Below are 25,088 nucleotides of genomic sequence, written 5' to 3'. Positions count from 1 at the left end.
GCGCGCAGTTTACCTATCGTTTGGGCATATTTCAACCAAAAATACTGATCTGGTTTTGTTGGTTCAACTGTTCATAGGCCCGTTTGGCTGGAATGTAGTGGGGAAATTGGCTCATTAACCGATTAAGAATCATACGCGACAAGGTTTCATCCCCGCGGTTCCACTCGCTTAACGCATCGAGGTACATTAAATCAGCGGTTTGCCCCGCCAGAACCGGCGCATTGTTTAAAATAACGGGTTCAATGAAACTGACGCGGGTCGCCTGCTGTGCGTCAAGCCATTGCAGCACTTTTTGGGCCTGCTGGCTGCCATTATTGCTGGCTTCTTTAAGCAGTTGTTTCCCTCTTTCTGGCATTTTTTCACCCAGAGCTCCGTCCAGGTACAGCATGGCCAACCGGTATTGAGCATAGGCATTGTTATTGGCCGCTAATTCTTTGTATAAATCACCGGCATGATTTATGTCTTTCTCAACCCCTAGCCCATACTGGTACATGCGTGCCAGCGCCATTTTGGCCTTGGCGTTGCCGAGATCAGACGACTGCTGATAAAACCGGACTGCATCGCCAAAATCCAGTTTGGTCGCTACGCCGGTCTCAGACAACAACCCCAGCTGGTAGTTGGCATCCCTGTCGCCCAGTTCAGCCGCTTTTTTATACCAATACAAGGCTTTTTGCTCATCGCGTTTGCCTTTATCGCCGCGGAAATAGATTCCCGCCAGCTGATTCATGGCCGGACTGTATCCTTTTTCGGCCGCATGCAGATAAAGGAGTTCAGCCTTGTCGTAATTGACCGGTTGGCCTTTACCGTACTCATACACCAGACCAAGATTAAACATCCCACGGATATTGTCGCGGTTAGCGGCCTGTTGATAATTGTCGGCTGCATTCAGGTAATCATCATCCACCGTGTCGTAGACGAATCCTAAAGCCACTGCCGCCGGAGCAAATGATTTTTTCGCTGCGGTATACCATTGTTTGGCTTTGGCATAATCCGGCTTTAAACCGCCGCGTCCCATTTGATAAAATTGCCCCAACAAGTATTGTGCCACCGGTTGCCCCTGCTCAGCCGAGGCCGTATAAAGCTGCTCTGCCAATTGCGCATTGGCTTCTCCACCCAGGCCGCGGTCATACAGGTAAGCCAGTTTCAGCTGCGCGTCCTTGTCGCCTTTATCGGCAAAATGTTGATAAATATCACGCGCTTGTTTCATGTTGTCCGGATTATCGGCTTTCTCAAGGAAATAATCCGCCAGGAGCAACCCGGCTAAGCTATTATTCTGCTGCCTCGCCTTATCCAGTTCCGGAAGAAAGGATTCACCGGCCTGTTTCTTAAGGATGGCCAGGTTCAGATTAGCGTAGGAAAAACCGGCGTTTGCTGCCTGCTGCAGCAAGGCCCGTCCTTTGTCCACGTCCTTGTTAAAACCCTGCCCTTCCACGTAATAGGTACCCAGAATGAAAGCCGTTACGGGATTTAACGACGCTTTTTGATACCAGTAGCGTGATTCGATGGGGTTCTTAGGCACGGAAATGCCGCGCTCATAGAGGATAGCCAGCAACAACGCGGCTTCAGGATTGCCCGCATCCGCCTCACGTCTCGCTGTTTCAAAAGCCTGTTTTTGTTTGGCCGGATCAGCATCCATGGCATGGTAGAAGGCGAGCGGCAACACCGCTTCAGCGACACCCTGTTTGGCAGCGCCCTGCAATAAGCGTTTAATTAACTGATTACGGTTTTGCCTGGCCGCCACGCTTAATCCGGCATTGTTTTCCTTCACCAGGTAATCCGCCAGCCGGTATTGCGCCTCGCCGAACTGATTGGATGACGCCAGATAATACATGGCCATGGCCTGTTGATGATCCGGTTGTACCACCAGATTGCCCTGGGGATCCTTAAACCCTTTTTCATAAATATTGGCCAGTGCGTATTGGGCATAAGGGTTGCCTTTGAAGGCGGCATCGGTCATCCAGTCGATTCCTTTCTGATAATCAACCGGGTCAGTTTGCCCTTCAAGATAAAGTATACCGAGATTGTACTCCGCCCTCACGTCCTGTTGGGACGCCGCCAGCTCGAAATAAACAACGGCCTGTTGGGGATTTTTAGCCACAGCAATACCGTACTGATAGAGCTGGCCTATCTCATATTGGGCATCGGACTCACCCAGAATGGCTTGATCATACAATTGCGTTAACACGGACTGATAATTGGCCTGGTGCTCCCAGCCGTGAGTCAGATGTCCAACGTAATCAAACGTGGGTATTTCTGCGGGAACAGGGTAAGGCACGACCCCCTTGGCCACGCTGAATTGTTTTGGGTGTTTAAGGGCAAAGGCTTCACTGTCTTTCAAGGCCTGAATCTGGCGGTTAATGGGGTAGCGCTTGAATGACCAGTCATTGGCTTCATTGCCGCTTAACATCGGCGCCAACACATCAAAATATTCACTGATGGCAATGTCCTGAGGATTGGCCAGTTTGAATTTTGGTTTGTAGAGCGATTGGCGTGTCACCTCGTCCATTCGCGGGTATTGATTGTAGTTGTTTTCCTTTAGGGCCATAGGGTTTTGCCAGGCGTTGTAAATGCCGCCCAGATTGTAATTGCTGGCCGCAAAATTGTCCGCTTTGCCATTACTTAACCATCTGGCCACCAACAACTGCGCTGGCGTTTGTTGCTCTTTCAATCGTGTAGCGGCAGCCTGCGCCTGCCATTGCTCGGCCAACTGGCTGTCAGCCCCCACCACTTTACCTTCTTTATATAAGGCAGAAAGACCAGCCTGGGCATCCGCCTTGTCGTTTTGCGCGGCCCTGAGCATCCACATAAAACCGACTTTGCCATCGTACAAACCGCTTTTTTCATCGAGGTATAATTGGGCCAGCGCAAACTGTGCATCCGCATTGCTCTCGGCTGCGGCTTTTTCATACCAGGTCTTCGCCAAGCCAGGGTTGTTGGCTTTTTTAGCGAAATTGCCCAAGGCCAGCATGGCATTTAAATCATTTTGAGCCGCAGCCCGTTGTAACAGTTCCTCTGCCTTGTTGACGTCTTTAACAACCCCCATGCCATTGGCATACAGTTCAGCCAGTTTGACTAAGGCATTCACATTGCCGTTTTCTGCTGCCTTGTTGAGCCAGATAGCGCCCAGTTTTTTATTGCGATGATCACGACTGCTTGAGAATTCAAGTCCCAGGGCATACTGAGCCAGCGCATTGCCTTTTTTGGCTGCGTCAATGGCGTAACGGCGGGCTGTATCGGAATTCTTTGGGGTCCCGTAACCAAAAAGGTAGGCAGCCGAGCTGTAAAGTTGTGCCTGGATGTCGCCACCAGCGGCGGCTTTTTTAAACCAGTAAAGGGCTTTTTCCGGATTGTTTTCTTTAATCAGGTAATAATGGGCCATGAGCTGCTGGGCCGGAAGAAAGCCTTTTTCAGCTGACTGCAGGAAATAACGCAGGGCAAGATTGTCATTTTTTAATTCACCAAAACCATAGAGCCGCATGCGTGCCATGTAATAATCGGCAACCGGGTCTTTACCGATCTGGGGCGTTAAATTTTTGCCGGCAACGAAATAATTCCCCTGACGGTAGTTGAGCAAGCCTTCCTCAGCCCACAGGGCTTGACTTCCTGTTGCAGCAACCAGACAAAACCATGGCACCAGTGATTTCATGGCAATTCCCCTCTTTTTTTATTCGTTGCAATTGGCGCTGTTTTTTTACATTGTCATTGCAGGAATGATGCCATACCTGACAACTTCTCTGACAGCCGCATTCCTTGAATTACTTTTTACCAACCAAAAGTTCCCTTTGTTATTCAAGCCATATTTCACTGTGGTGTATTCGCAAATCCTCACGCTTTGGCTGCAATCCACGACACGGCCATAACGAAGCTTGGGATCATCCACCGTACAAATGAATTTCACTTCCTTTTCAGTGCTCGAAAGCGCCGCCCACTGCCGGCTATTGATGGCATGATTTAAATAAAGGCTCCTTGAGCTCTCATCATCGCGCATCTGATAGAGGTTAATTTTCTGTGACAGGGTGTTAAAGAAAAAATACAGGGATTGCTTGGCACCAGCGGCTTCCGGCAAAAGATGCAGGGCCTTCAATTCAAACTGGTAGCCGGTATCAAGGCAGCCCGGAGGGTTCCGGTTGTCTTTATCCACCTTTTCCTCGGCAGTCATGGACAGACCTGGGGCAGATAATCCCAGACACACTATCATTGTCGCGTACTTGGTTATTGTTTTCATTGCGCTTTCCCGCTTGTGCTATCCAAAATAGGTCTGACTGTTACTTTAGTCCCCAGAAACCCGGTTTTATCATTGGATACGTCTACAAACTCATGATTCATCCACAAGGCATCGCGAGTGAACATGCGAACGCAGCCGTGACTTGCTCTGTAGCCGGGTATGTCATCGGAACCGTGCATGGCAAATCCTTTGTGAAAATACATGCAGTAAGGCATTTTGGCCCCGCCACGGCCGATAGGGAAAACCCCGGAACGGCATTTTTCATTTTCCTTGCTGAAGAAATAGAAGATCCCGGTTAAGGTGCGGCAGGAGTTGTTGCTGTCTGAGCATTTGTCGCGACCTGACGAAATGGGACCCCATTTCACCAGACGACCATCGGCGTCGTAAGCGGCCCAGGCGAGTTTGTCCTGATCCACGATAATCTGTTTATTGCCTTCTGCCTTGATTTTCAAGGGGAAAGGCGCAAAGTCAAGCAGGGTTTTGTTGGCCAGATTGCGGGGTACGGCAATCTCCTTGCCGGCCCAGAGGTGATTGTACGTGCGGTTTATGCGTTGAACGATATCACGCTGCTGTTCATCCGGGAAGAGTTTTTCCCAGCTTTGCCCGGAGGTCACTTTAATGCATTGGTATTGAGGATAAGCACATAATCCGGTCCCGTAATAGGGCGCTGCGTGAGAGGATATCGCCGATAAAAACATTACCAGAGCCATCGTTATTTTTTTCATGACGTTATTCCCCGACTGTTTATAACGTTTAGGATGCAAAAAGCGTGCTTAAATTTCAGTGTGCTTTTGTCATTACTTCGACCCTCTGTTTAAAAAGTTTAGACTAAGGATAGGTTTTTTAAAATTCCTCTATACTTAGTATAAGTGGTCCTCTGTCTAACATCCATGGGTAACACGAGTCTCATCATTGAGGAAGCGATTGCTTCTGAAGTTGGTTTAAGCAATTTTGCGTCCCCTCACGCTTTATCGCACGCCATTCAATTAATGAGCGACGCTATTTTTGTCCTTGATAAAAAAAACAAAATCCTCTTTCTTAATGAAATGGCCGCTCATCATTTTTTACTTGAAGATCCAGGCCGGGTATTGGGACAAACCTTACAAAAAGCGATTAGTATGAGGCAGTTGGGACCGAAACAACTGTTTACCGAATTAGCTCACCATTGCCATGAAACGCAAAAAGGCGTGCCGCAGCAATTTACCTGGGTAGAGGAAACCGACAATCATCGTCCTAATCTTGCGTTTAATGTCATGGTCAGCACGCTGATGGTTGACAAGGAACCCAATGTCCTGATTAAGCTGGTGGACATCACCGAATCGAAAATGCTTGAGTGGGTTTTACGCTCCCTGGCTGAAATTTCCAACCACGGCGGCATCAACGACGTGATTGATGATGTGACCAAACTGGCTTCCGATGCCTTCAGTGCCGATCATGCCTGCGTCGATTTGATCGACAGCGACGACATTGCCCACAGCGTCAGTTACTATTATCGCGGCATCAAACGCAAAAATGTGTCCTATGCACTGGAGGATACCCCCTGCAAGGAAGTGAAGGAATCCAAAAGCATCCATCATTTTGATGGGGACGTGCAGGAGCGGTTTCCCAAAGACATTTTATTGCAGGAAATGAGCATCAACTCCTACATTGGTGGCCCGCTGCTCAACTCCGAAGGCGCCGTCGTTGGCTTGCTGGTGTTGTTATCGGAAAAACGAATTATCCTTAATCACCACAGCAAAACCCTGTTTCGCCTGTTAAGCGAGCGCATCTGCCTTGAAATAGAACGTCTGCTGTCTCAACGTAAACTGCAGTTTTTAGCGAGTATTCCCCAACAGGATCCTAACCCGGTATTCCGCATTCAATACGATGGCAATATTCTCTACAGCAACAGTTCCGGACGGGAAATACTGGATTACTGGTACAAAGGATCAGCAAAATTACCCTTGAAACTTCAGGACGCTTGCCTTAAAGCCAAGCAAAAATGCGATGTGGTGCGCATGGAAATGGAAGTCAAAGACAAAATGTACCTGTTTACTGTAGTCTGGATTCAGGATTTTGATCAGATAAATGTTTACGCAACAGACATCACCGAATTGAAAATGGCCCAGCAGAAAATGCGGGATCTGGCAAGTTATGATCCACTGACTAACGTTGGAAATCGGCAATTCTTTGAAACCACCCTCGATCAATGGATAGACAAAGCCAAAAAGAACAAGGAGGAGTTGGCGTTACTGTTAATTGATGTGGATAATTTTAAAACCATCAACGACACGCTGGGGCATCATGTCGGCGATCAATTGCTGAGAAACCTGGCCAAACGCATGTCGGGCTGCATCCGCAAGACGGATTTCATCGCCCGTCTCGGCGGCGATGAATTTGTGGTCCTGCTGAAACTAACCGAACAAACGGACATCGAAAAAATAGCGAGTAAAATCAATCAGGCCTTGTCGACTCCCTTTGAAATCGGCGAATACCACCTTGAAACCGGATGCAGTATCGGCATCTGCTATTACCCGACCGGGGGACAGTCAGCCAGTGAGTTGTTGCGCAATGCCGATACGGCAATGTACCGGGCCAAGAAAAACGGCAAGAATCAGTACACTATTTTTTCCAACGCAACGTACAATGAAATCAACAGCCGTCTCATTTTGCTGAAACGTGACCTTCGCCAATCCATTGCCAAAAACGAGTTTTACATTGATTATCAACCCCTGTTTGATTTAAATACCAATGAAATTGTCAGTTATGAGGCGTTTATCCGCTGGCGCCATCCGAAAAAAGGCTTAATTTCCCCCAGCGAATTTATTCCCCTGGCTGAACAAACCGGCTGCATTCAATCCTTAGGTTATTGGACCATCCAGCGGGCTTTAAAGGATTTTGCCGCCACCATCGCCCCGCTTTCCGATGCTAAAATTGCCTTGAATATCGCCTTGTCGCAACTCAACGATCAGTATTTCATTGATAATCTCTGCGACAGCCTGCTCAAAGCCAATATCCCGGCCCGCTCGGTGATTCTTGACATTGCTGAACAAATTTCAAGCCTGCAATACCGGCATCTCGATGCCAACCTTGAGGCCCTGCGGTCAGAGGGAATCTGTTTAAGCCTGGATAACTTTGGTACGGAACACTCCAACGTGTCCCGCCTGCTGGAAACGCCGTTTGATTATGTCAAGATCGATCACAGCCTGCTGCACTCTCTGGCACTTGAACCCAAACGAAGTGCATTCATCAGCGGGTTAATTGATTTTGCCCACAAGCTTGAGCTGACGGTGATTCAAAAAGGTGTTGAAAACGCTGAGCAAAATCAACTACTGAAACAATTGGGTTGCCGTTATGCGCAGGGCTTTTATTATTGCCGTCCCCTTCCGATTGAAACACTTAAAATTTTCATTAATGATTACAATAACAACTACCAGGCTTAAGGGTGAACCAATTCCCCGGCAAATTGTTGCCGTCTTAGGCAATCCTCACTAGCCATCACGAAAATGCCTAAATATCCGCAGGGCTAGTTGATCATTGATCCCGGCCACTTTGGCAATTTCAGCCAGGGGGGCCTTGGCCAGTTCGCGTAAGCCGCCAAAGCGGCGCAATAAAGCCTGACGCCGTTTCGGCCCCACCCCTTCAATGGTTTCCAGCGATGATTCCAGTCGGGCAGCCTGTCGTTTTTTACGGTGAGCGGTTATCGCAAAGCGATGCGCCTCATCGCGAATATGCTGCAGCAGATGAAGGGCAGGCGAATCCTCCGGTAACATGATTTCTTCATCACGAGCCACCAGAATAAGGCGTTCGAGGCCGGCCTTGCGTTCCGGTCCTTTGGCAATACCCAGGAGGAATACCCCCTCCACACCAAGGTGGGTGAGGACTTTCTGGGCAACATTCACCTGCCCCTTGCCGCCATCAATGATTAAAATATCGGGTAGATTCTGCTCCTCCTTAAGCCGCTTAAAACGGCGGATCAGTACCTGCTGCATTGCCGCGTAATCATCGCCAGCCGTAATGCCAGTGATATTAAAACGGCGGTAATCTTTTTTGCGAGGCCCTTCCGTTTCAAACACCACACAGGAGGCAATGGTGGCTTCCCCCTGTGTATGGCTGATATCAAAACATTCCATACGTGCAATGGGGGCAGGACGGCGTAAAAAGGCAGCGAGCGCCTCGTAGCGGTTTTTCATGGTCAAACGTGAAGCATCATACTCACTGACCGCCAACCGCAGGTTATTGACCGCAAAATCCAGCCATCGTGCCTTGATGCCGCGCGGATTAACCTGAATCTGACACTCCTTGCCGCGCAACTCAGACAGCATCAGGCGAATCGCGTCAAGTTCCGGCAGTGGCTCTGCAAGAATCAGCAAACCCGGGATGCGCTCTGGCGCATCAACGTAATAAAACGACACAAAGGCTTCGAGAACCTGCTGCCGCAAATCACGCGGCTCCTCCTCCACCACCAGAACCCGTTGCGGTACTGAGGGGAAAAAACTGCGGCTTGCCAGCACGTGCCCGTCACGAATAGTAACGCACTGAATGCAGGCAAACCCAGGTTTGGCATCCATGACAATCACATCCGCATCGCCGCGCAACTGCACGACTCCCTGCTGCTCCTGCACCAGGCGAAGGCTTTTGATTTGATCCCTTAACAGAGCGGCTTCTTCAAAAGCCAGACGTTTGACGGCATCCTCCATCCGCGCCCCCATTTCCTCAAGAATAGCCTGGGATTTGCCCTGCAGAAACCTCAGGGCGTCATCGACTGCCTGTTGGTACTCCGCTTCAGAGATATAACCGGTGCAGGGGGCGGTGCACCGTTTGATTTGGTATTGCAGGCAGGGACGGGAGCGGGTGCTGAAATAACTGTCGCGGCAATTGCGGATTTTAAAAATTTTCTGGATGCTGCTTAAGGTTTCCCGCACAGCAGTTGCGCTGGGATAGGGCCCAAAAAAATCGCCTTTTTTGGGTTTTTTCTTGCTGCGATAGAGCTCCATGCGCGGATAGCCATTGCTGCGGACCACATGGATGTAAGGATAGGACTTGTCATCGCGCAACAGGACATTGTACTTGGGGCGCAGGGTTTTAATCAGATTGCTTTCGAGCAACAGGGCTTCCGTCTCGCTACGTGTAACACTGACCTCAATACGGGCAATCTGGCTCACCAGCGATCGGGTTTTAGCACCCGTAGTCTGTTTGCTGAAATAGCTGCTTACCCGTTTTTTGAGATTGGAGGCCTTTCCGACATACAATATGGTGTCTTCGGCATCCATCATGCGGTAAACACCAGGCTCACTGGTCAGGTTGGCAAGCAAAGTCGTTAATTCGGGGAAAGGTAAAAACTCGTTCATAATTTAACTATAGATGGTAAAACCCGCAGGCGTCAGCCCCGGCCTCAATCATCGTGCAAGGCATCCGTGGGTTTTTCAATGATTCGGTGTTTCATGGCCAGGAAGGTTAATTCCACATCGTTTTTAATGCCCAATTTATCGAACATGCGGTAGCGGTAGCCATTAATGGTTTTGCTGCTTAAAAACAAGCGATCAGCGATATCCTGTACCGTCATGCCGCTGGTAATCATGAACATCACCTGCATTTCGCGTTCAGACAAACGATCAAACGGTGATTCTTCAACGGCTTCGAGGCTGTTGATTGCCATTTTCTGGGCAATTTCGGCACTTAAATACTTTTCCCCTTTCGCCACCTTGCGTATGGCGGCAGCCATTTCCTGAGCACCGGATTCTTTGGTTAGATAACCCATGGCTCCGAGCTGCAAAATGCGGGTAGGCAGAGGCTCGGCACACATGGCGGTAACGGCGATGATTTTAATTTGCGGATTGGATTTTTTAAGACGGCGCGTCACCTCCCAACCATCAATGCCAGGCATTTTCATGTCCAATAACACGACATCCGGTTTACAGGTCTTCACCAGGGTGAGAGCCTGCTCTCCATTCTCTGCTTCAGCGACCACTTCCATGTCAGGTAAGTCGTCTAATAATCGTCGAATACCCATTCTAACCAAGGCATGGTCATCAACAATTAGTACTTTGATCAATCGATTGCTCCTTGATAAGCCATCAATGAACACAAAACGTTCACCGATATTAACAAGACTGAACGCGCATTACAATTGCACCACCGCCTGCATGGCTGTATGCGCAAATCAGTCTCTTCTGCCTGATTAACAGGCAAGAATATGAATACTGGGATTGTTGGTATCCACAGGAAAAAAAGGCGGGTACTCGCCCAGTTCGCGGGCACGGCGAATGAGGCTGCCAATATTCTGATTTACAAAATCGTAGAGTTGTTGATAAGTATCAATAACAAAATAAACCTTCTGCAGCATGTCGATGCGGTAAGGGGTGCGAAAAGCCACCACCGGATCAAACAGCACCCGCATGGGAATATCGCTTTCAATGCTGTAGGGGGTTTCACTGATGGAGGATAAAATACCGCCACCATATGCCCGTAATCCCTGCGGCGTTTTGATTAAACCAAATTCCACGGTAAACCAGAACAGGCGTTGCAGTAAAGGCCATTCATCCTCAGGAAATTCCAGTACTTTAGAGGCATAATTGTACACAAATTCTGCATACACCGGATCGGTTAACATTGGGCAGTGACCAAAAATTTCATGAAAAATGTCCGGCTCCTGCACATAGTCCAATTCCTCTTCCACCCGAATAAACGTCGCGGCGGGGAAACGCCGTTGTGCCAGCAATTCAAAAAATTCACGTGCCGAGATCAACGCAGCCACAGGGGCTACTTCCCAACCCGTCAATCCGCGCAGACGCTCGCTGACATCCGGGAGTTGCGGAATGCGATCGGCGGCCAAGCCCAGGCTTTCCAACCCCTGCAGGAATTCATCACAAGCCCTGCCCGGAAGAATAGTCATCTGTCGTTTGTAGAGTAGCTGCCAGACGCGATGCTCTTCATCGGAGTAGCTCACCATGCCCTTAAAATCCGGTTGATGAGATACGTAACGGCTGACAAATTCCATAATCGCTCCTAAAGCATTCTATTTTTTTAATCGGGTTGTATAAATTATAGCTGCCAGCCAATTTAATCAACAGTTAAACGGCGTCATCTTGCAAAGGCTTGGGTTGAGGCTCGAAATACAACCTCTGATTGGCAAAAAGTCGCTCATTAATACCAAAAAACACCAGGCTGCCAGGGAGAGCAATCAGGGCAGGTACTGCCATCGCGAGCAAAAAAGCGCAGAAGACAAGGGCGCGTGCCAGTTCCGGCCAGTGAATGGTGCGCGCACCGTTACACACCCGCCCCAGAAGGTAGATGGTTAGCAGGGAAAACAAATGAAGCAGAATAACCTTTGTCCCTGCCTCACGGCTGCTCGCCAGAAAAGCCGTGAACCCCATCACCAACGCCAGGGCATTGACCAGCAGATAAGGCACAGGAACCGGACCCTGATAGCGCCGCGACTCACGTCTGACCTGATTAAAACGCCGCGTTCCCAAAAGGCTGATTATTTTTTCAGGCGGTTGCATAAACAAAGCCAGGCGTTGCCTGACTGTTTTTAAAAACTGCCCGTAATACATCATGTCCATCGCTACTTTGATATTGGCGTAAAATGAATTCCAGGTTTGCAGCGGTTCCGTGACCCCGTAATCCGGGGGCGCCTGCTCAGGCTCAAAAGTGTTAAACAGCTTATCCCAGAGAATGAGGCTACCGGCGTAGTTTTTATCAATGTATTGGGGGTTACGGCCGTGATGGACACGGTGGTGCGAAGGGGTATTGAACCATTTTTCAAACCAGCCTAAACGGTCAATGGTCTGAGTATGGATCCAGAACTGGTAAAGTGTGATCAAACTCGATACCGTGATAAACATCCAGGTTGGAAAACCAATGAGGGCCAACGGCAGATAAATAACCGGCGAAAACAGGGTCTGCACCACGCCCTGGCGCAGGGCCACTGATAAATTGTAATGTTCACTCTGATGATGCACCGAATGCCCCATCCATAACAAAGTAATCCGATGAGTGGCACGATGATACCAGTAATAAAGAAAGTCCACTGCAAGCCACAGGACAAACCAGGCAATGACAGAATGTGGATTAATGGTCATGAAGGCGGCGTGCTGGTACAGGCCATGGTATCCCCAGAGGAGCAGAGCCTGCAACGGTGCGGTGCACAGCTGTTCCAGCGAACCACTGCTTAAATTACTGACATAATCCTTGATTTCATACAGTGGTTGCCGGCGAATTTTTGAAATGACGTATTCCATGCCCATCAATAAAAAAAACACTGGAATGGCATAAACGATGAAATCACTTCCCATCTTAACTTCCCTCTGCTTAAGCCGGTATGAAACAGTACCATCAAATGCGTTAACGCGCACTCCTCTGGACCGCTGCGCTCCATTGCCAGCCCATTTTGTTTTTAGGCTTATCGTACCTTGCGTTGAATGCTGGATATAGGAATAAAAACCTCCCCGCTTTGCCCGGCTGGCTGTGTCTGCCCCTTGAACGCATGGCCATAAACCACTTCATAAGTCAGCGGGTATTTGCCCTGGTCAGTACACCGTTGCTGATAAGCCGCCTCAAACGCCTGCCTCGCACCCTTGCCGGTTAATCCCTTATTACGAGCCTGATTGATGTTGCGCACTCCCTGCGCCTTCAGACTGTCAACCAGGGCTTTAAGGGAAGAATAATGCACCGTTATGCATTCCATATCCACCACCGGGTTTAAAAAATGCTCAGCCAGCAGACAATCACCCACATCGTGCATGTCGGCGAAGGTATTGGTGTGGGCATGGGAGTCCACACCAGCCCAGGCTTGCTTCAGTTCTTTAAAGGTATCCGGGCCCAAGGTGGAAAACAGCAGGCTCGCATCCGGGCTCATAACCCGGTTAATTTCACGCATGACATCCTTAAGCGGCGAAACCCAATGAATGGCCTGATTGGCAAAGACCAAATCAAATAAACCGTCGGGAAAAGGCAACGCGGTCATGTCGGCATTAACCAGCGCCCATTTACGTCGCCAGCCCTGTTTCTTTCGGGCCTCCTTGAGCATGTTTTCAGCCAAATCAATACCGATGATGTGGGCATCCGCATAGCGCTTTTTAAGCAGGCGGGAAAAAATACCGGTTCCACAGCCCAAATCGAGCACGTAACGCGGATTGATTTTCAGGTAGTCGAGGCGCTCAAACAGACGGTTGCCTATTTCATGCTGTATTTTGGCGGCACGGTCATACTCGCCGGCGTGGGTATTAAATGAGTTGCTAATTTCGTTTTTAAGATTCATTATGGCAAAGCTTTACTAATGGAAATCCAACACGCGTGTATCAGAAAATCAAGAGTATAACACAGCAATGGCGATTGCCTTCTGTTTGTGTGGTTTGCTGTCAAAACCATTATGGCCTGTATGCTGTATGTTCGTTTTGCGAACAATTGTTAACCCCGCTTGGGCCCGCTTGCCGCTATTGCCGGCATCCCCTGGTTGAGTCCGCCTTCCCTGTGTGCGGCCATTGCGTTAAAAAAAGACCCGACTTTGATGCCGTGTTCACTGCTTATCACTTTAACAGCCTGTTACGCAGCCTGCTGCATGACTACAAATACCGCCACGCACTGCATCTTCGATCCTTTTTAGTCAAATTAATGAAAGCAGCCCTGCCTGAACACTACCGTTCCGATTGCCTGACTCCAGTCCCTCTTCATGCCCAGCGTTTGCGGCAACGCGGGTTTAATCAGACGGCGGAACTAGCCAAAAGGCTGGCGAGCGAGTTATTGATTCCCTGCGCGCTTACCCATTGCCACAAGCGAATCAATACGCCAACGCAGGCAGGACTCAGTGGCCGGCAACGCCGCAAAAACCTGAAGCAATCCTTCTCGGTTAAACCCATGCCCTATGCTCATGTGACGCTGGTCGATGATTTACTCACCACAGGCAGCACGGTCAGTGAACTTGCGCGCGGCTTAAAACAGCACGGAGTACAACGCGTGGATGTGCTCTGCTGCGCCCGGGCCTGATCAATGGGCATAGCGTTTAAGGTCATTGAGAAGGAGCTGAACAAAAACCAGCATGAAAAAAATCAGGGCAAGACGATGCAAAAGCACTTCCATGGCAATGGAAACCGGCTTGCCGCGCAGTTTCTCAAGCACCGCATAAACCATGGAACCGCCATCCAGTCCAGGTACAGGCAACAGGTTTACGAAAGCCACCGTCAAACTGAGGGAAGCGATAAAATAAAGAAACACGGAAAATCCCTGCAGGAAGGAATGAAGCGAGGCATTTAAAAAACCCACAGGCCCCAACAGCAGGGTAAACGGTATAAGCCCTGTGAATAATTGCTTGAGCATCACCATAAAAAACCCGGACAAATCAATTATCCGGCTTACTGCTTCCGTGGCGGCATTCAACAAAGACGTGCCGGGCACAAGGCGTTGGCTCTGAGCCGGTGAGACCATTTCAAAACCCAACAGGGAAAACAGCGACCCTTTAACCGCTGGAAACTGCCAGCGGCTTAAATCCAGCTGCAATGACCGTTGCTGCTGTCGGTTTTCGACAGTGACCAGAATGTTGGCCTTTCCCAGGGACGCGATCAAGCGCATGCCGACATCCTGCAGTGACTGCGCCGCCTGACCATTGATCGTGAGCAGGCGATCACCGGCTTTAAAGCCAGCGGAGGCCGCGAGGCTTTGCGGGGTTACCTTGTCAATGACAGCATCATACTGTTTATACCCCGCCATCAGCATCATTGTGAAGGCCACCCAGGCTACTAAAAGATTCGCCATCGCACCGGCCAACAAAATAATCAGGCGTTGCCAGACCGGTTTTTTATCAAAACAGAAGGGGTACTCGTCTTCCTCCACCGGTTGAATACGGGAATTCAGCAAACGCACGTAACCGCCCAGAGGCCACAGCGCGAAGACCCATTCGATGCCCCGTTTATCTCGCCGTAAGAGCAGGGGCTTGCCAAAACCGATGGCAATGCGTTGAATTTTAACGTTAAACAGCAAGGCTGCCAGGGCATGCCCGGCTTCATGTAGACCAATGACCAGGAGTAATGTAAGTAGAAATGCCAGTAAGCCGGTAAGCATGTCATCCTGCTAGCGTGTGTTATCAACCACTAATTGCAACATGGGACGGGGCTTTCGTCCAGTCTGAAGTTCCTGGCCTTTGCGGTAGACTTCAAAAACGCGGTAAACCTGCGAGGTCTGGCTATCCACAAGCTCGACATCATCGCCATGATCATCCACCAAAGTCACCGTTAAATGCATTTCTCGAAAATGGCTGATCTTGTACCGTTCCTTGAACAAGCGCAGGACACTCAATAAATTTTCTGCCGCCTCTTCACTGTTGTGGTTGCCCTGGAAGATGATATCCATCTAAATCTCCTTAACAGGAAACGCCTTAAGGTTTACCTTGTTAACGGCAAATCAGCCAAGGACTTGAGTTTTCGGCGATTCATCCTCGCTTTGCTCTACATTTTAAAAAAGTTATGGTTTACAATCTCAACATTGCCGGGTTAATAGTAAAACTTCGATGGTCTTTGTTGCCTGCGGACTTAATCATAAAACAGCCCCGCTGACTGTGCGCGAAAAAGTCGCGCTGACACCAGCGACACAGGATACACTGCTTCACAAGCTGGTGGGCCTTCCTGCCGTTAATGAAGCAGCCATCCTGTCCACCTGCAACCGCATGGACATCTATTGCGACACCAACGATCCGGAAAGCCTCGTTCCCTGGCTTGCTCATGAGCATCAGCTCTCGCCAGAAGTCCTGTCACCCTATATTTATCTTCATCACGGGCATCACGGCATACGCCATACCCTCCGAGTGGCGAGCGGCCTCGATTCGATGATGCTCGGAGAGCCACAGATTCTTGGGCAAATGAAACAAGCCTACCAGCAGGCCTGCCGTTTAGGCGCTGTCAAAAGTAATTTACGCCATGTCTTTGAGTATGTGTTTAGCGCCAGCAAACGCATTCGCAGCCAAAGCGGCATCGGCGCGAATCCCGTCTCTGTCGCTTATGCAGCCGTACAACTGGTCAATCAGTTTTTCAGCGACATTCAGTCCCTGCGCGTTTTTTTAATTGGCTCAGGGGAGACAGCCAACCTGGTGGTGAAATACCTCCACGAGGAAGGGGTTTCTGATTTTTTAGTCGCAAGCCGTACCCGCGAAAACGCCATGCAACTGGCTACCGCCTATCAGGGCAAAGCACTTACCATTGGTGATATCCCCGAGCATCTGGCCGAAGCCGATGTTGTGATTTCAGCCACCGCTTGCCCGCTTCCTTTTATTAACCGCAGTCTCGTGGCTCATGCCCTTGAAAAACGCCAAGGCAACCCGATGTTCTTCCTTGATCTGGCTGTGCCTCGCGACATTGAAGCCGATGTCAGTGAATTGGCGAATGTCGCCCTTTACAACATCGACGATTTGCAAACCATCATTACCAAAGGAATGGATGAACGGCGCAGCGCCGCGCTTCAGGCTGAGCAATTAATTGATTGTGAACTGGACAATTACATTCGCTGGCATCGCACCCTGCGCGCCAAAGACGTCATATGCCATTACCGGGATACCATGGAAAACCTGGCAGCTGAAGAATTGCAACGGGCCATGAAAAAGCTCGCTTTAGGCATGAACCAAACCGACGTGTTGCAGGAATTCAGTACCCGTCTAGTGAATAAATTAACCCATTTTCCGACTGTCGGATTAAGGCAGGCGGCTTGGGATAACCGCGAGGAATTGCTGGACCTGGTGCACTATTTATTTAATCCTTCCAAAGCTCCTATACCCTATGAAGAAATCTCTTGAACTGAAACTCGAACAGATGCTGGAACGCTTTGAAGAAGTGGGCCGCCTGTTATCCGAGGCCTCGATTATTGCCGATCAGAACCAATTTAAAAACCTGTCAAAAGAGTACGCCCAACTCGAACCGGTTGCCACCTGTTACAATGACTACGTGACCGCTCGCGACAATGTCGCCTCACTTCAGGAACTGATTGATGGCAACGACGCCGAGATGGCCGCCATGGCGAAAGAGGAAATCGACGAGGCGTTGCAACGTGTTGAGCAACTGAATGAGGCTTTGCAATGGCACCTGATCCCCAAGGATCCCGATGATGAACGAAACGTCTATCTGGAAGTTCGTGCCGGCACCGGTGGCGACGAAGCCGCCATTTTCGCGGGGGATTTGTTTCGCATGTACAGCCGTTATGCTGAAACCGTGGGATGGCAGGTCGAAATCATCAGTGCCAGTCATGGCGAACACGGGGGTTATAAAGAAATCATTGCCCGCATCAGCGGTAACGCCGTTTATTCGCAGTTGAAATTTGAATCCGGCGCTCATCGTGTGCAACGGGTACCTGAAACCGAATCTCAGGGCCGGGTTCATACCTCCGCCTGCACAGTCGCCATCATGCCGGAAGTGGATGAAATTGATCACATTGACATCAGCCCGGATGATCTGCGCATTGACACCTATCGTTCGTCCGGCGCGGGCGGTCAGCACGTGAACAAAACGGATTCCGCCATCCGCATTACCCACATTCCCACGGGCGTGGTTGTGGAATGCCAGGATGAACGTTCGCAACACAAGAATCGTTCCAAAGCCATGGCCCTGTTAAAAACGCGCTTACTGGACGCAGAACAAAGCAAGCAGCGTCAACAACAGGCAGAAACCCGAAAATCCCTGGTTGGCAGCGGCGATCGCTCTGAACGCATCCGGACTTACAATTTCCCGCAGGGACGTCTGACGGATCATCGTATTAACCTCACCCTTTACCAGTTAACCGACATTATTGCAGGCGATCTGACGCCGGTTATAGACGCCTTGCAGCGTGAATACCACGCCGAACTGCTCGCGGAAATCGGGCGTCATGACGGACATTAGGGGAGCCCTGGCTGAGGCGATACGGATACTTGAGCCGGGTAATCCGGATTGCCGTGTGGATGCCGAGGTGCTTTTAGCTCATGTCCTTATCCGATCCCGCAGCTTTCTGTATTCACACCCGGAGGTCGCATTAACGCCCCTGCAATGGAATCGATTCAAGGCATTGGTGGAACAACGCCGCCAGGGCCATCCCATTGCTTACCTTACTGGCATCAAGGAATTCTGGTCCTTACCGATTCGAGTGACGAAAGACACGCTTATCCCTCGGCCGGAGACAGAGTTGCTGGTGGAAATCACCCTGTCACAACTGCACGATGTGCCAAAGGCCAGAATTCTTGATCTGGGAACAGGCAGCGGCGCCATCGCCCTGGCGCTGGCCAAAGAAAGACCCTCCTGGCAGATTGTTGCCAGTGATTTCAGCGAGGGCGCGCTTAAAACAGCACGTGAAAACGCGACCAGTTTAGGCTTGGATAACATTCAGTTCATCCATTCCGACTGGTTTGCCAATATTCTCGAACCCGACTTGTTCCATGCCATTGTTTCCAATCCCCCCTACATTGCCAGTGCCGATCCCCATTTGCATGAAGGCGATGTCCGCTTTGAACCGCAAACCGCCTTAATCAGTGGCGAAACCGGTTTGCAGGCTTTACAGCACATTATCAGTAAGAGTCTTGCGAGGCTTTGTCCAAACGGTCTATTATTAGTTGAGCACGGGTACGATCAAAAGTCCGCTGTAGAGTCTATGCTTAACGATTATGGGTATAAAGCGATACATTGTTGGCAAGACTGGCAAGGGAATGACCGTGTAAGCGGTGGAAAACGTAATAATGGTTGAAGCAACCTGTAATTTTTGATATACCTAACGCCCTTCATTCGCTTGCATGAATGAGTTAGATGACAGGATGTAGACAGTGGGAGGCAACGATGCCAGCGCATAGAGTGGATACAACTAACGAGAGTAGACATAACGTGAAAACCAACGCCGTGACAAGCATGGGTATTACACCCTATCAGGAAACTGAGGGTGAAGAATACATGAATGACAAACAAAAGGCACACATGGAGACCATATTGTTAGCCTGGCGTCAGTCCCTTATGGAAGAGGTGGATCGCACAGTAACCCACATGAAAGATGAAGCGGCTAATTTCCCCGATCCGTCTGATCGTGCCACCCAGGAAGAAGAATTTAGCGTTGAACTGCGCACCCGCGACCGCGAAAGAAAGCTGATTAAAAAAATTGAAGATGCGCTGGAACGCCTGCGTGACGATGATTTTGGCTATTGTGAAGCCTGTGGTATCGAAATCGGCCTGCGTCGTCTTGAAGCACGCCCTACAGCAACGCTTTGCATTGATTGCAAGACGCTCTCTGAAATTAAAGAACGTCAAAACCAGGGCGGTTAATCCCCTGCTCTTTTTAAGATTAATTCCTGTTTCAGGAATTAATCTTTATCCATCGATTGAGAATCAACCATAGTCATACCCTTTCTACACACAGAAAGGGTTATTCAGACGTCGATGATTTATTCTGGCGATATCCGTTTTGCTTCACCCAGGCATTCCTTCACGACAGCAACATAACGCGCCACAGCGCCACGGTTGGCATTCAGCACGTTGCTGGCATTTTTGATTAATTGGTCTCTTTCACCAGGATTTGCATGAAGACGGGCCACACCGTCCATCAAATCATGGGCGTTATCAATGACTTTCACCGCCTTTGCGGCAACAAGCGCTGCCATGATCATTTTAAAATTATGCGTCTGGGGTCCACTGAATACCGGCACCTCCATGGCGATGGGTTCAAGTACATTATGGCCGCCAACCGGCACAAAACTACCACCGACAAAGGCATAGTCGGCAATCTGATAACAGGCTAATAATTCGCCGGTAGAATCAATCACCACCACCTCGTTGTCAGGCTGAATACTGCTCATATCACTGCGGTGACCCGTATGAAAACCCATTTGCCTGGCTAACTGAATGACTTTTGGAAAACGCTCAGGATGCCGCGGCACAACAACCAACACAACCTGAGGAATGGCCTGCTGCAATTGTTTTAAGTGAGACAGGATCAATTCTTCTTCGTTTTCGTGCGTACTGGCAATAACCACCACCGTGCGTTCGCTTCCCCAACGGGTTTTCAATTGCCAGAAGATATCCGCATTGACATGTTTTGTTTCCAAATCAAATTTAATGTTGCCGAGTACGCTCACTCGACCCGGTTCAGCGCCTAATTCAATAAAGCGTTGCGCATCTTCCTGTCCCTGGGCATAAATGCCCCGAAACTGATTTAAATAAGGCTTGAAAAAGGAGGCCGCCTTTTTATAAGAGCGCATTGAGCGTTCGGATAAACGGGCATTAAACAGAACCAGAGGAATACCCGCTTCGCTTGCATAATGAATCATGTTGGGCCAGATTTCGGTCTCAAAAATAATCCCCACACGCGGTTTGAAGGCGTTAAAAAAACGACGCAGGGTCAATGGCAGTTCATGCGGAACATAGCGATGCATGACCTGATCACCAAACTGCCGGGCCACTCGCTCAGCCCCCGTGGGCGTCATGGTAGTGATTAGGATCCGTTTTTGCGATCGCAGTAATTCGTCAACCAGCGGCGTCGCAGCAATCACTTCGCCCAGGGAGACAGTATGCAGCCAGATGTCCACGGGTAGCGACGGCATTGGGCCCAGGCAGAATCGTTCGGCCAGACGCTCACGATAAGCGGGTAAAGTCCTGCCCTTCCACCAGTACCGCAGAAGCAGGAAGGGAACTAATAAATACCAGATTGTTGAATAAATAACCCGCATACACTACCCTTAAAAAAGAGCAAGTATATAATTCTTACCGGTTCAAGGATACTGCCTGAAGTAAAAAGACGGCAATGAAAATGTCCAAAAAATTCCCTCCCCCGCTAAAAAACGCTAAAATAGTAATATTGGTTGGGAATTGAAACCTGGGGCTAACCCCTCTCGTCGGCCTCTCAACCTGATTTAACGACATAACGGAACGCAGATTTTAATGAATTTTCGCCAATTTTTTACCACCCACACCTGGTGGGGGAAAATCCTCGGAGCCTTTTTTGGTTACCAAATTGCAGGGCCTGTGGGTGCCTTTTTAGGTATTTTAATTGGCAACGTGTTTGATCGTGGTTTGGTCGAGCATTTTTCCCGTCCTCACTGGCGATACCACGAAGAAAAGCGTCAGGCCGTGCAAAAGGTTTTTTTTGAAACCACGTTTCTGGTGATGGGACACATCGCCAAATCAGACGGCAGGGTTTCCGAGCGTGAAATTGCCATGGCCCGTACACTCATGGATGAAATGCGTCTGGGTTACGAACAAAGAGCCCTGGCCAAGCGTTTTTTCCGTGAAGGCAAACAACCTGATTTTGACCTGGGCCGTACCCTGAATAGCCTGCAGCTGACTTGCCGGGATAATCCGGAACTGCTTAAACTGTTCATGGATATTCAGTACCGGGCAGCCATGACTGATGGCCTCTCTCCGCCCAAAATCAAAGCACTGGATATGGTCTTCAGCCGCCTCGGCTTTGCCCCTCTGCACAAGCAATACCGCTTTTACGAGGATTTTGGCGCCCAGGCGACGCGTTCCTATTCTTATTCGGGTGCCAATGCCGGTTCCAACCAATCAGGCCCCAGCGGATCAAACGGTCATTCGTCGCGAAACCGCCAATCCTATAATCGCCACTATTCTGGCCGGCAGCAGAGCAGTTATGCACCCCAAAATAACCTGACCTTGGCTTACGCCCTGCTTGAGGTATCGCCGCAGGCGAGCAAACAGGACATTAAACGGGCCTATCGCCGCTTAATCAGCCGCAATCACCCGGATAAACTGATTGCCAAAGGATTGCCAGAAGAAATGATTAAAATGGCCAATGACAAAACACAGAAAATCACCAAGGCGTATGAATTGATCTGCGAAAGCAAAGGGTGGTAGGTTAACGCAGGTTGATCGGCGGCTTCACCGGCTCTTCCGCTTCCTGTTTCAACATCCAGCCATTGAGGTAGGCCACTAACAGAGGTGTGGCATACCAGTATTGGTGGCGGGCCCCCGGCATCGTTAACTTCTGATAGCTTTTTTCTTCCCAGCCTACCTTATTGCGTCGCTCTTTTGCCTGCTCGAGGACAAAGCCATAATCAAATTGCCCGACGACATCCATCATGGGGAAATTCACTTTCTTGAGCAGGTCAAGAATGTCTTTTTGTTCTGGCTTATCGTAAGCCGAAATGAGGATTAAACCATTCACTTTCTTTGACTGCGGTTTGGAAAAATAATCCAGGGTCACACGCAATTGGTTGCCATAATGCACCACCATCATGCGGTTATTGTTTTTCTGACGCAAAGCAGCCAAGGCTTCCGGCACCTGATCAATCCAGCTGTCTTTACCTGTCCCTGAATCAGCCGTAACCACCACAGCCGACCAACCCCGTTTGGCTAACTGTTCGGCTAAGGCTTTACCAAACTGAATGCCATACAAGGGCGGATCACCAAAGAGAATCACCACACCGCCTTTGGATTTCATGTCAGGAGTCCAATACGGCAAGGCCACCTTTTTCTGGTTGACATTGATTTCCAACGTGGATAATTCTGCCCTGGCAAGCAATAAAAAACCCAATAAGAGACATCCTAAAAGGACACGCATAGTCGGCGCAGAGGAGGACGTTGTAAGGAGATTAATGCAAAATTCCTGCCGGAATTTTAGGAAGGTTCAGTCAATAAACAATGGAAGATCCGCGGCGCTTCAGGCGCCGCGGCAGAAACTATTAATCCGCAAATTGAATACCTGCCGCATTCAGCAGAGCATGGACTCGCAAAGCCATCATGTCATGCGCCGGTGCGGAAGGATGCACGGGATCAAAAAACAGGTAGCTTGAGCAATCCACCTGACCCTGAAACTTCAGACGTTGCGCAATTTTTAGCATGGATTGCTGAGAAGGCTTGTCCACGATCACGTCATAACAGGTTTCAAGCGTATTACTGAAACCGTATTGGCCTGGATCAGCCAGTACCTCTCCCATCATCTGATAGACATCGTATTGCAGCCACTGAACGTCATTGTACTCCTTTTTAAGCGATTCCACGGTTTGCATCAGGCGTGCGTTGTGATCAATGGAAATGGTGGATAACACCTCGGTGGCATCAAACAAACGGGCCACTGGAATTTTGCCCAGATCGGGCAGGTTCAGCACGAGCACATGCTTCGCTCCGGCCTGGGCGAGACGCTCAAGGCCACGCTTGATGCCTGCATTGACTTCTGTCACCGTCTTGTTGGCATCGTCAGGAATACCCAGGTAATTATTCGCCCCAATCCAGACGATGAACAGGCTGTTCTCATCCGCTTTATCCTGGTGCGCGAGCAGGTAGCTGTCGATTTCCCGTTTAAGGGTAAACAAAATGCCATCCTCTTCACTGTCATTGGAAACCCCCGCCCCGCCAAAAGCATAGTCGAGCAAACGGCCATTGCCGTCGTTTGGGAAAGAAAGCGCAGCCAGTTTTTCTACCCACACTGGCCCATTGGTGAAGCGCCCCTCATAATAAGGCGGTGACTCCGGCAGTTTACGCTCCATGTACTCATACAGATTGCCGTTATCCGATAAACTGTCGCCAAACACAACAATGTTTTTTAAAGGTGCGGCGGACACAAAGCCGGAAAAAAGCAGAGTAAACAACAGGATTAACACATTCATTTAAAGCCTTATTTTTTAAAAAAACTCGAGGATTATAGTATAGGGCCAACAAAATGATCAATTTAATTTACATTCAGTCCCAATAATTGACACTGACAGGGCAAATCGCATCGCCTGGCAACAATCACTTGCAATTTAATTCCTCTATCCACATTATAATGATTTGATCATCACGTTGAACGCCATGCACAACGAGGCTTATCAAACCCAGCTCCTGCTTTTCAAAACTAAAATTGACTGCCTGCCCAGTCATGAAATCAAATATTTTCTTCTGCTTTTAGTCACAGCGCTTAAGCAAAAACCAACGCCCTATGCCAGCAGCGTGCTAAAAGCTGCCATAGCACTCACGGAGCAGTGCCATGCTTTCCTGAGCTTAAATGATCCCCTCCTGGTGAATGCGTCTTTAAAGGCCGTGCAGCAATGTTACCAGGACCTGGTTCAAATTGCCGGCACAAACAGTGCCCAGACTCAACTGATCCAGGGTATTTTGAATGTGGGCGGCGCCCTGGCCGCATTAATACTGGGCATCCTGGGCGGTTTGGTCGGCGGTTTTTCAGGGCTGCTGCGTGCTGGAGCACGGCTTGAAAATCCATTCAGGCATGCCCTTATCGGGTTTATTACCGGTTTTTTTGTCGGTGCGATGATAGGCTTTCGCGCCCCTAAAAAGCTATTTAAAGAAGAAACGTTCAGACAGATTAAATACACGCTTGATGGCCTTGGGCGCTCACTGGACCATTTAGCCAGCAACCAATACCAACCCTTAAACCATTACCTGGATAAGGTTAAAAATCGCTTGCTTATCGAGTATTTCAACATGAATCAGGATGCCTTGGACAGGTTTCTGGAAAGCCCGCAGACTTATGAAATTGTGACCTACGAGGCCCGGTTCATCAGCGACACCTTAAGGGGTTATGTCGGTCATCATGCATTAATCAAGTTAGCCATTGGCGATAAACACCTGGCCCTTGAATTTTCACTCGGCGGTTCTGATCTTAAACAAGCCCCGGTGCAACGTGAAAATCGACAGGTAGACGGCAGGCAATTGATACGCATGATGGCCTTGCATGAACACCTTCAGACGACTCATGCCTGCACCAAACGCTTTATCGCCACCCGCATGAAACCAGGAGAAACCGACTGCCTGAGTTATGTCAACCTGATTTTAACCGGTACCAATCAGCCCGCCACCACCCTCAAGCGGCTGACTGCGAAGGATTCACTGCCTGGAAAAATGATCGGCTTTTTCGCCACCTGTTTCAGCCCTTTCCCGCAAACGGCGTTGGCTGCACAGGATGCACCGTTGAAGGCCTTAACCCCGGATTAACTGCCTTG

The 25,088-nt window shown here is 49.5% G+C and carries 21 protein-coding genes; 8 read left to right on the top strand and 13 right to left on the bottom strand.

The window, feature by feature from the left end; translation table 11 throughout:
* Nucleotides 1–31: 31 nt before the first annotated feature.
* The 3 genes from GH742_RS04555 to GH742_RS04545 are packed head-to-tail and all read right to left on the bottom strand — an operon-like array spanning nt 32 to nt 4,950.
* Entirely contained in the window at nt 32–3,646 is a 3,615-nt protein-coding gene (locus GH742_RS04555) for a tetratricopeptide repeat protein (protein ID WP_203456292.1), read from the bottom strand.
* A gap of 45 nt (nt 3,647–3,691) precedes the next feature.
* A complete protein-coding gene (locus GH742_RS04550) occupies nt 3,692–4,225 on the bottom strand; it encodes an endopeptidase IV (protein WP_203456291.1) in 534 nt (177 codons plus the stop codon).
* On the bottom strand, nt 4,222–4,950 hold the full coding sequence (locus GH742_RS04545) for a L,D-transpeptidase (protein ID WP_203456290.1): 729 nt from the start codon (nt 4,948–4,950) through the stop codon (nt 4,222–4,224). Before GH742_RS04545 ends, GH742_RS04550 begins: the two co-directional genes overlap by 4 nt.
* Before the next feature lie 165 nt (nt 4,951–5,115).
* Between GH742_RS04545 and GH742_RS04540 the strand changes: the two genes are divergently transcribed.
* Complete coding sequence (locus tag GH742_RS04540) at nt 5,116–7,647, top strand: EAL domain-containing protein (RefSeq protein WP_203456289.1); 2,532 nt, start codon at nt 5,116–5,118, stop codon at nt 7,645–7,647.
* Nucleotides 7,648–7,695: 48 nt separating this feature from the next.
* On the opposite strand, the gene uvrC is transcribed toward GH742_RS04540, so the two are convergent.
* From uvrC to bioC, 5 genes are all read right to left on the bottom strand, one after another.
* A complete protein-coding gene (gene uvrC / locus GH742_RS04535) occupies nt 7,696–9,555 on the bottom strand; it encodes an excinuclease ABC subunit UvrC (RefSeq protein ID WP_203456288.1) in 1,860 nt (619 codons plus the stop codon).
* 44 nt (nt 9,556–9,599) lie between these two features.
* Nucleotides 9,600–10,259: a two-component system response regulator LetA gene (gene letA, locus GH742_RS04530; RefSeq protein WP_058525608.1), complete on the bottom strand. Its 660-nt coding sequence runs from the start codon at nt 10,257–10,259 to the stop codon at nt 9,600–9,602.
* Between the two features lie 126 nt (nt 10,260–10,385).
* Nucleotides 10,386–11,204, bottom strand: a complete 819-nt coding sequence (gene phhA / locus GH742_RS04525; RefSeq protein ID WP_203456287.1) for a phenylalanine 4-monooxygenase — start codon at nt 11,202–11,204, stop codon at nt 10,386–10,388.
* A gap of 73 nt (nt 11,205–11,277) precedes the next feature.
* Nucleotides 11,278–12,501 (bottom strand): sterol desaturase family protein, encoded by a 1,224-nt coding sequence (locus GH742_RS04520; protein WP_203456286.1) that lies wholly within the window; start codon nt 12,499–12,501, stop codon nt 11,278–11,280.
* 107 nt (nt 12,502–12,608) lie between these two features.
* Nucleotides 12,609–13,466, bottom strand: coding sequence for a malonyl-ACP O-methyltransferase BioC (gene bioC / locus GH742_RS04515; RefSeq protein ID WP_203456285.1), 858 nt, complete (start codon nt 13,464–13,466; stop codon nt 12,609–12,611).
* A 35-nt stretch (nt 13,467–13,501) separates the two neighbouring features.
* On the opposite strand from bioC, the gene GH742_RS04510 reads away from it, so the two are divergent.
* Nucleotides 13,502–14,191 carry a ComF family protein gene (locus GH742_RS04510; RefSeq protein WP_239005279.1) on the top strand — a complete coding sequence of 230 codons (690 nt, stop codon included), beginning with the start codon at nt 13,502–13,504 and terminating at the stop codon, nt 14,189–14,191.
* Here the strand turns inward: GH742_RS04510 and GH742_RS04505 are convergent, their stop codons facing one another.
* Nucleotides 14,192–15,262 (bottom strand): RIP metalloprotease, encoded by a 1,071-nt coding sequence (locus GH742_RS04505; RefSeq protein WP_203456284.1) that lies wholly within the window; start codon nt 15,260–15,262, stop codon nt 14,192–14,194. It lies immediately after the preceding gene.
* Between the two features lie 9 nt (nt 15,263–15,271).
* Nucleotides 15,272–15,550: a hypothetical protein gene (locus GH742_RS04500; protein ID WP_108292292.1), complete on the bottom strand. Its 279-nt coding sequence runs from the start codon at nt 15,548–15,550 to the stop codon at nt 15,272–15,274.
* Nucleotides 15,551–15,707: 157 nt separating this feature from the next.
* Between GH742_RS04500 and hemA the strand changes: the two genes are divergently transcribed.
* From hemA to dksA, 4 genes are all read left to right on the top strand, one after another.
* Nucleotides 15,708–16,982, top strand: a complete 1,275-nt coding sequence (gene hemA / locus GH742_RS04495; protein WP_203456283.1) for a glutamyl-tRNA reductase — start codon at nt 15,708–15,710, stop codon at nt 16,980–16,982.
* A complete protein-coding gene (prfA, locus tag GH742_RS04490; protein ID WP_203456282.1) occupies nt 16,966–18,060 on the top strand; it encodes a peptide chain release factor 1 in 1,095 nt (364 codons plus the stop codon). Before hemA ends, prfA begins: the two co-directional genes overlap by 17 nt.
* Complete coding sequence (prmC, locus tag GH742_RS04485) at nt 18,047–18,895, top strand: peptide chain release factor N(5)-glutamine methyltransferase (RefSeq protein WP_203456281.1); 849 nt, start codon at nt 18,047–18,049, stop codon at nt 18,893–18,895. The genes prfA and prmC overlap by 14 nt, the downstream gene beginning before the upstream one ends.
* Before the next feature lie 158 nt (nt 18,896–19,053).
* The gene (gene dksA, locus GH742_RS04480) at nt 19,054–19,461 is read left to right on the top strand and encodes an RNA polymerase-binding protein DksA (RefSeq protein WP_310790366.1); all 408 of its coding nucleotides are present in this window, start codon (nt 19,054–19,056) and stop codon (nt 19,459–19,461) included.
* Between the two features lie 119 nt (nt 19,462–19,580).
* Here dksA and waaA read toward each other — a convergent pair whose 3' ends face one another.
* Complete coding sequence (gene waaA / locus GH742_RS04475; RefSeq protein ID WP_203456280.1) at nt 19,581–20,861, bottom strand: lipid IV(A) 3-deoxy-D-manno-octulosonic acid transferase; 1,281 nt, start codon at nt 20,859–20,861, stop codon at nt 19,581–19,583.
* Nucleotides 20,862–21,072: 211 nt separating this feature from the next.
* On the opposite strand from waaA, the gene djlA reads away from it, so the two are divergent.
* A complete protein-coding gene (gene djlA / locus GH742_RS04470; protein WP_203456279.1) occupies nt 21,073–22,005 on the top strand; it encodes a co-chaperone DjlA in 933 nt (310 codons plus the stop codon).
* Between the two features lies 1 nt (nt 22,006).
* On the opposite strand, the gene GH742_RS04465 is transcribed toward djlA, so the two are convergent.
* Complete coding sequence (locus GH742_RS04465) at nt 22,007–22,684, bottom strand: DUF3530 family protein (RefSeq protein ID WP_203456278.1); 678 nt, start codon at nt 22,682–22,684, stop codon at nt 22,007–22,009.
* Nucleotides 22,685–22,832: 148 nt separating this feature from the next.
* Entirely contained in the window at nt 22,833–23,756 is a 924-nt protein-coding gene (gene plaA / locus GH742_RS04460; RefSeq protein ID WP_203456277.1) for a GDSL family lysophospholipase PlaA, read from the bottom strand.
* 184 nt (nt 23,757–23,940) lie between these two features.
* Here plaA and GH742_RS04455 point away from each other — a divergent pair, with 184 nt between their 5' ends.
* Complete coding sequence (locus GH742_RS04455) at nt 23,941–25,080, top strand: YtxH domain-containing protein (protein WP_203456276.1); 1,140 nt, start codon at nt 23,941–23,943, stop codon at nt 25,078–25,080.
* Nucleotides 25,081–25,088: the final 8 nt, after the last annotated feature.

This window comes from Legionella sp. MW5194 (assembly GCF_016864235.1).
GTDB lineage: Bacteria > Pseudomonadota > Gammaproteobacteria > Legionellales > Legionellaceae > Legionella_C.
The sequence above is the reverse complement of the archived record's forward strand: the minus strand, read 5'-3'. Positions and strand labels throughout refer to the sequence as shown.

Excerpts from the sequence above, each read along its gene's own strand:
- GH742_RS04555 (WP_203456292.1), bottom strand. The coding sequence starts at position 3,646 with ATGAAATCACTGGTGCCATGGTTTTGTCTGGTTGCTGCAACAGGAAGT.
- GH742_RS04550 (WP_203456291.1), bottom strand. The coding sequence starts at position 4,225 with ATGAAAACAATAACCAAGTACGCGACAATGATAGTGTGTCTGGGATTA.
- GH742_RS04545 (WP_203456290.1), bottom strand. The coding sequence starts at position 4,950 with ATGAAAAAAATAACGATGGCTCTGGTAATGTTTTTATCGGCGATATCC.
- GH742_RS04540 (WP_203456289.1), top strand. The coding sequence starts at position 5,116 with ATGGGTAACACGAGTCTCATCATTGAGGAAGCGATTGCTTCTGAAGTT.
- uvrC (WP_203456288.1), bottom strand. The coding sequence starts at position 9,555 with ATGAACGAGTTTTTACCTTTCCCCGAATTAACGACTTTGCTTGCCAAC.
- phhA (WP_203456287.1), bottom strand. The coding sequence starts at position 11,204 with ATGGAATTTGTCAGCCGTTACGTATCTCATCAACCGGATTTTAAGGGC.
- GH742_RS04520 (WP_203456286.1), bottom strand. The coding sequence starts at position 12,501 with ATGGGAAGTGATTTCATCGTTTATGCCATTCCAGTGTTTTTTTTATTG.
- bioC (WP_203456285.1), bottom strand. The coding sequence starts at position 13,466 with ATGAATCTTAAAAACGAAATTAGCAACTCATTTAATACCCACGCCGGC.
- GH742_RS04505 (WP_203456284.1), bottom strand. The coding sequence starts at position 15,262 with ATGCTTACCGGCTTACTGGCATTTCTACTTACATTACTCCTGGTCATT.
- GH742_RS04500 (WP_108292292.1), bottom strand. The coding sequence starts at position 15,550 with ATGGATATCATCTTCCAGGGCAACCACAACAGTGAAGAGGCGGCAGAA.
- hemA (WP_203456283.1), top strand. The coding sequence starts at position 15,708 with ATGGTCTTTGTTGCCTGCGGACTTAATCATAAAACAGCCCCGCTGACT.
- prfA (WP_203456282.1), top strand. The coding sequence starts at position 16,966 with ATGAAGAAATCTCTTGAACTGAAACTCGAACAGATGCTGGAACGCTTT.
- prmC (WP_203456281.1), top strand. The coding sequence starts at position 18,047 with ATGACGGACATTAGGGGAGCCCTGGCTGAGGCGATACGGATACTTGAG.
- dksA (WP_310790366.1), top strand. The coding sequence starts at position 19,054 with ATGGGTATTACACCCTATCAGGAAACTGAGGGTGAAGAATACATGAAT.
- waaA (WP_203456280.1), bottom strand. The coding sequence starts at position 20,861 with ATGCGGGTTATTTATTCAACAATCTGGTATTTATTAGTTCCCTTCCTG.
- djlA (WP_203456279.1), top strand. The coding sequence starts at position 21,073 with ATGAATTTTCGCCAATTTTTTACCACCCACACCTGGTGGGGGAAAATC.
- plaA (WP_203456277.1), bottom strand. The coding sequence starts at position 23,756 with ATGAATGTGTTAATCCTGTTGTTTACTCTGCTTTTTTCCGGCTTTGTG.
- GH742_RS04455 (WP_203456276.1), top strand. The coding sequence starts at position 23,941 with ATGCACAACGAGGCTTATCAAACCCAGCTCCTGCTTTTCAAAACTAAA.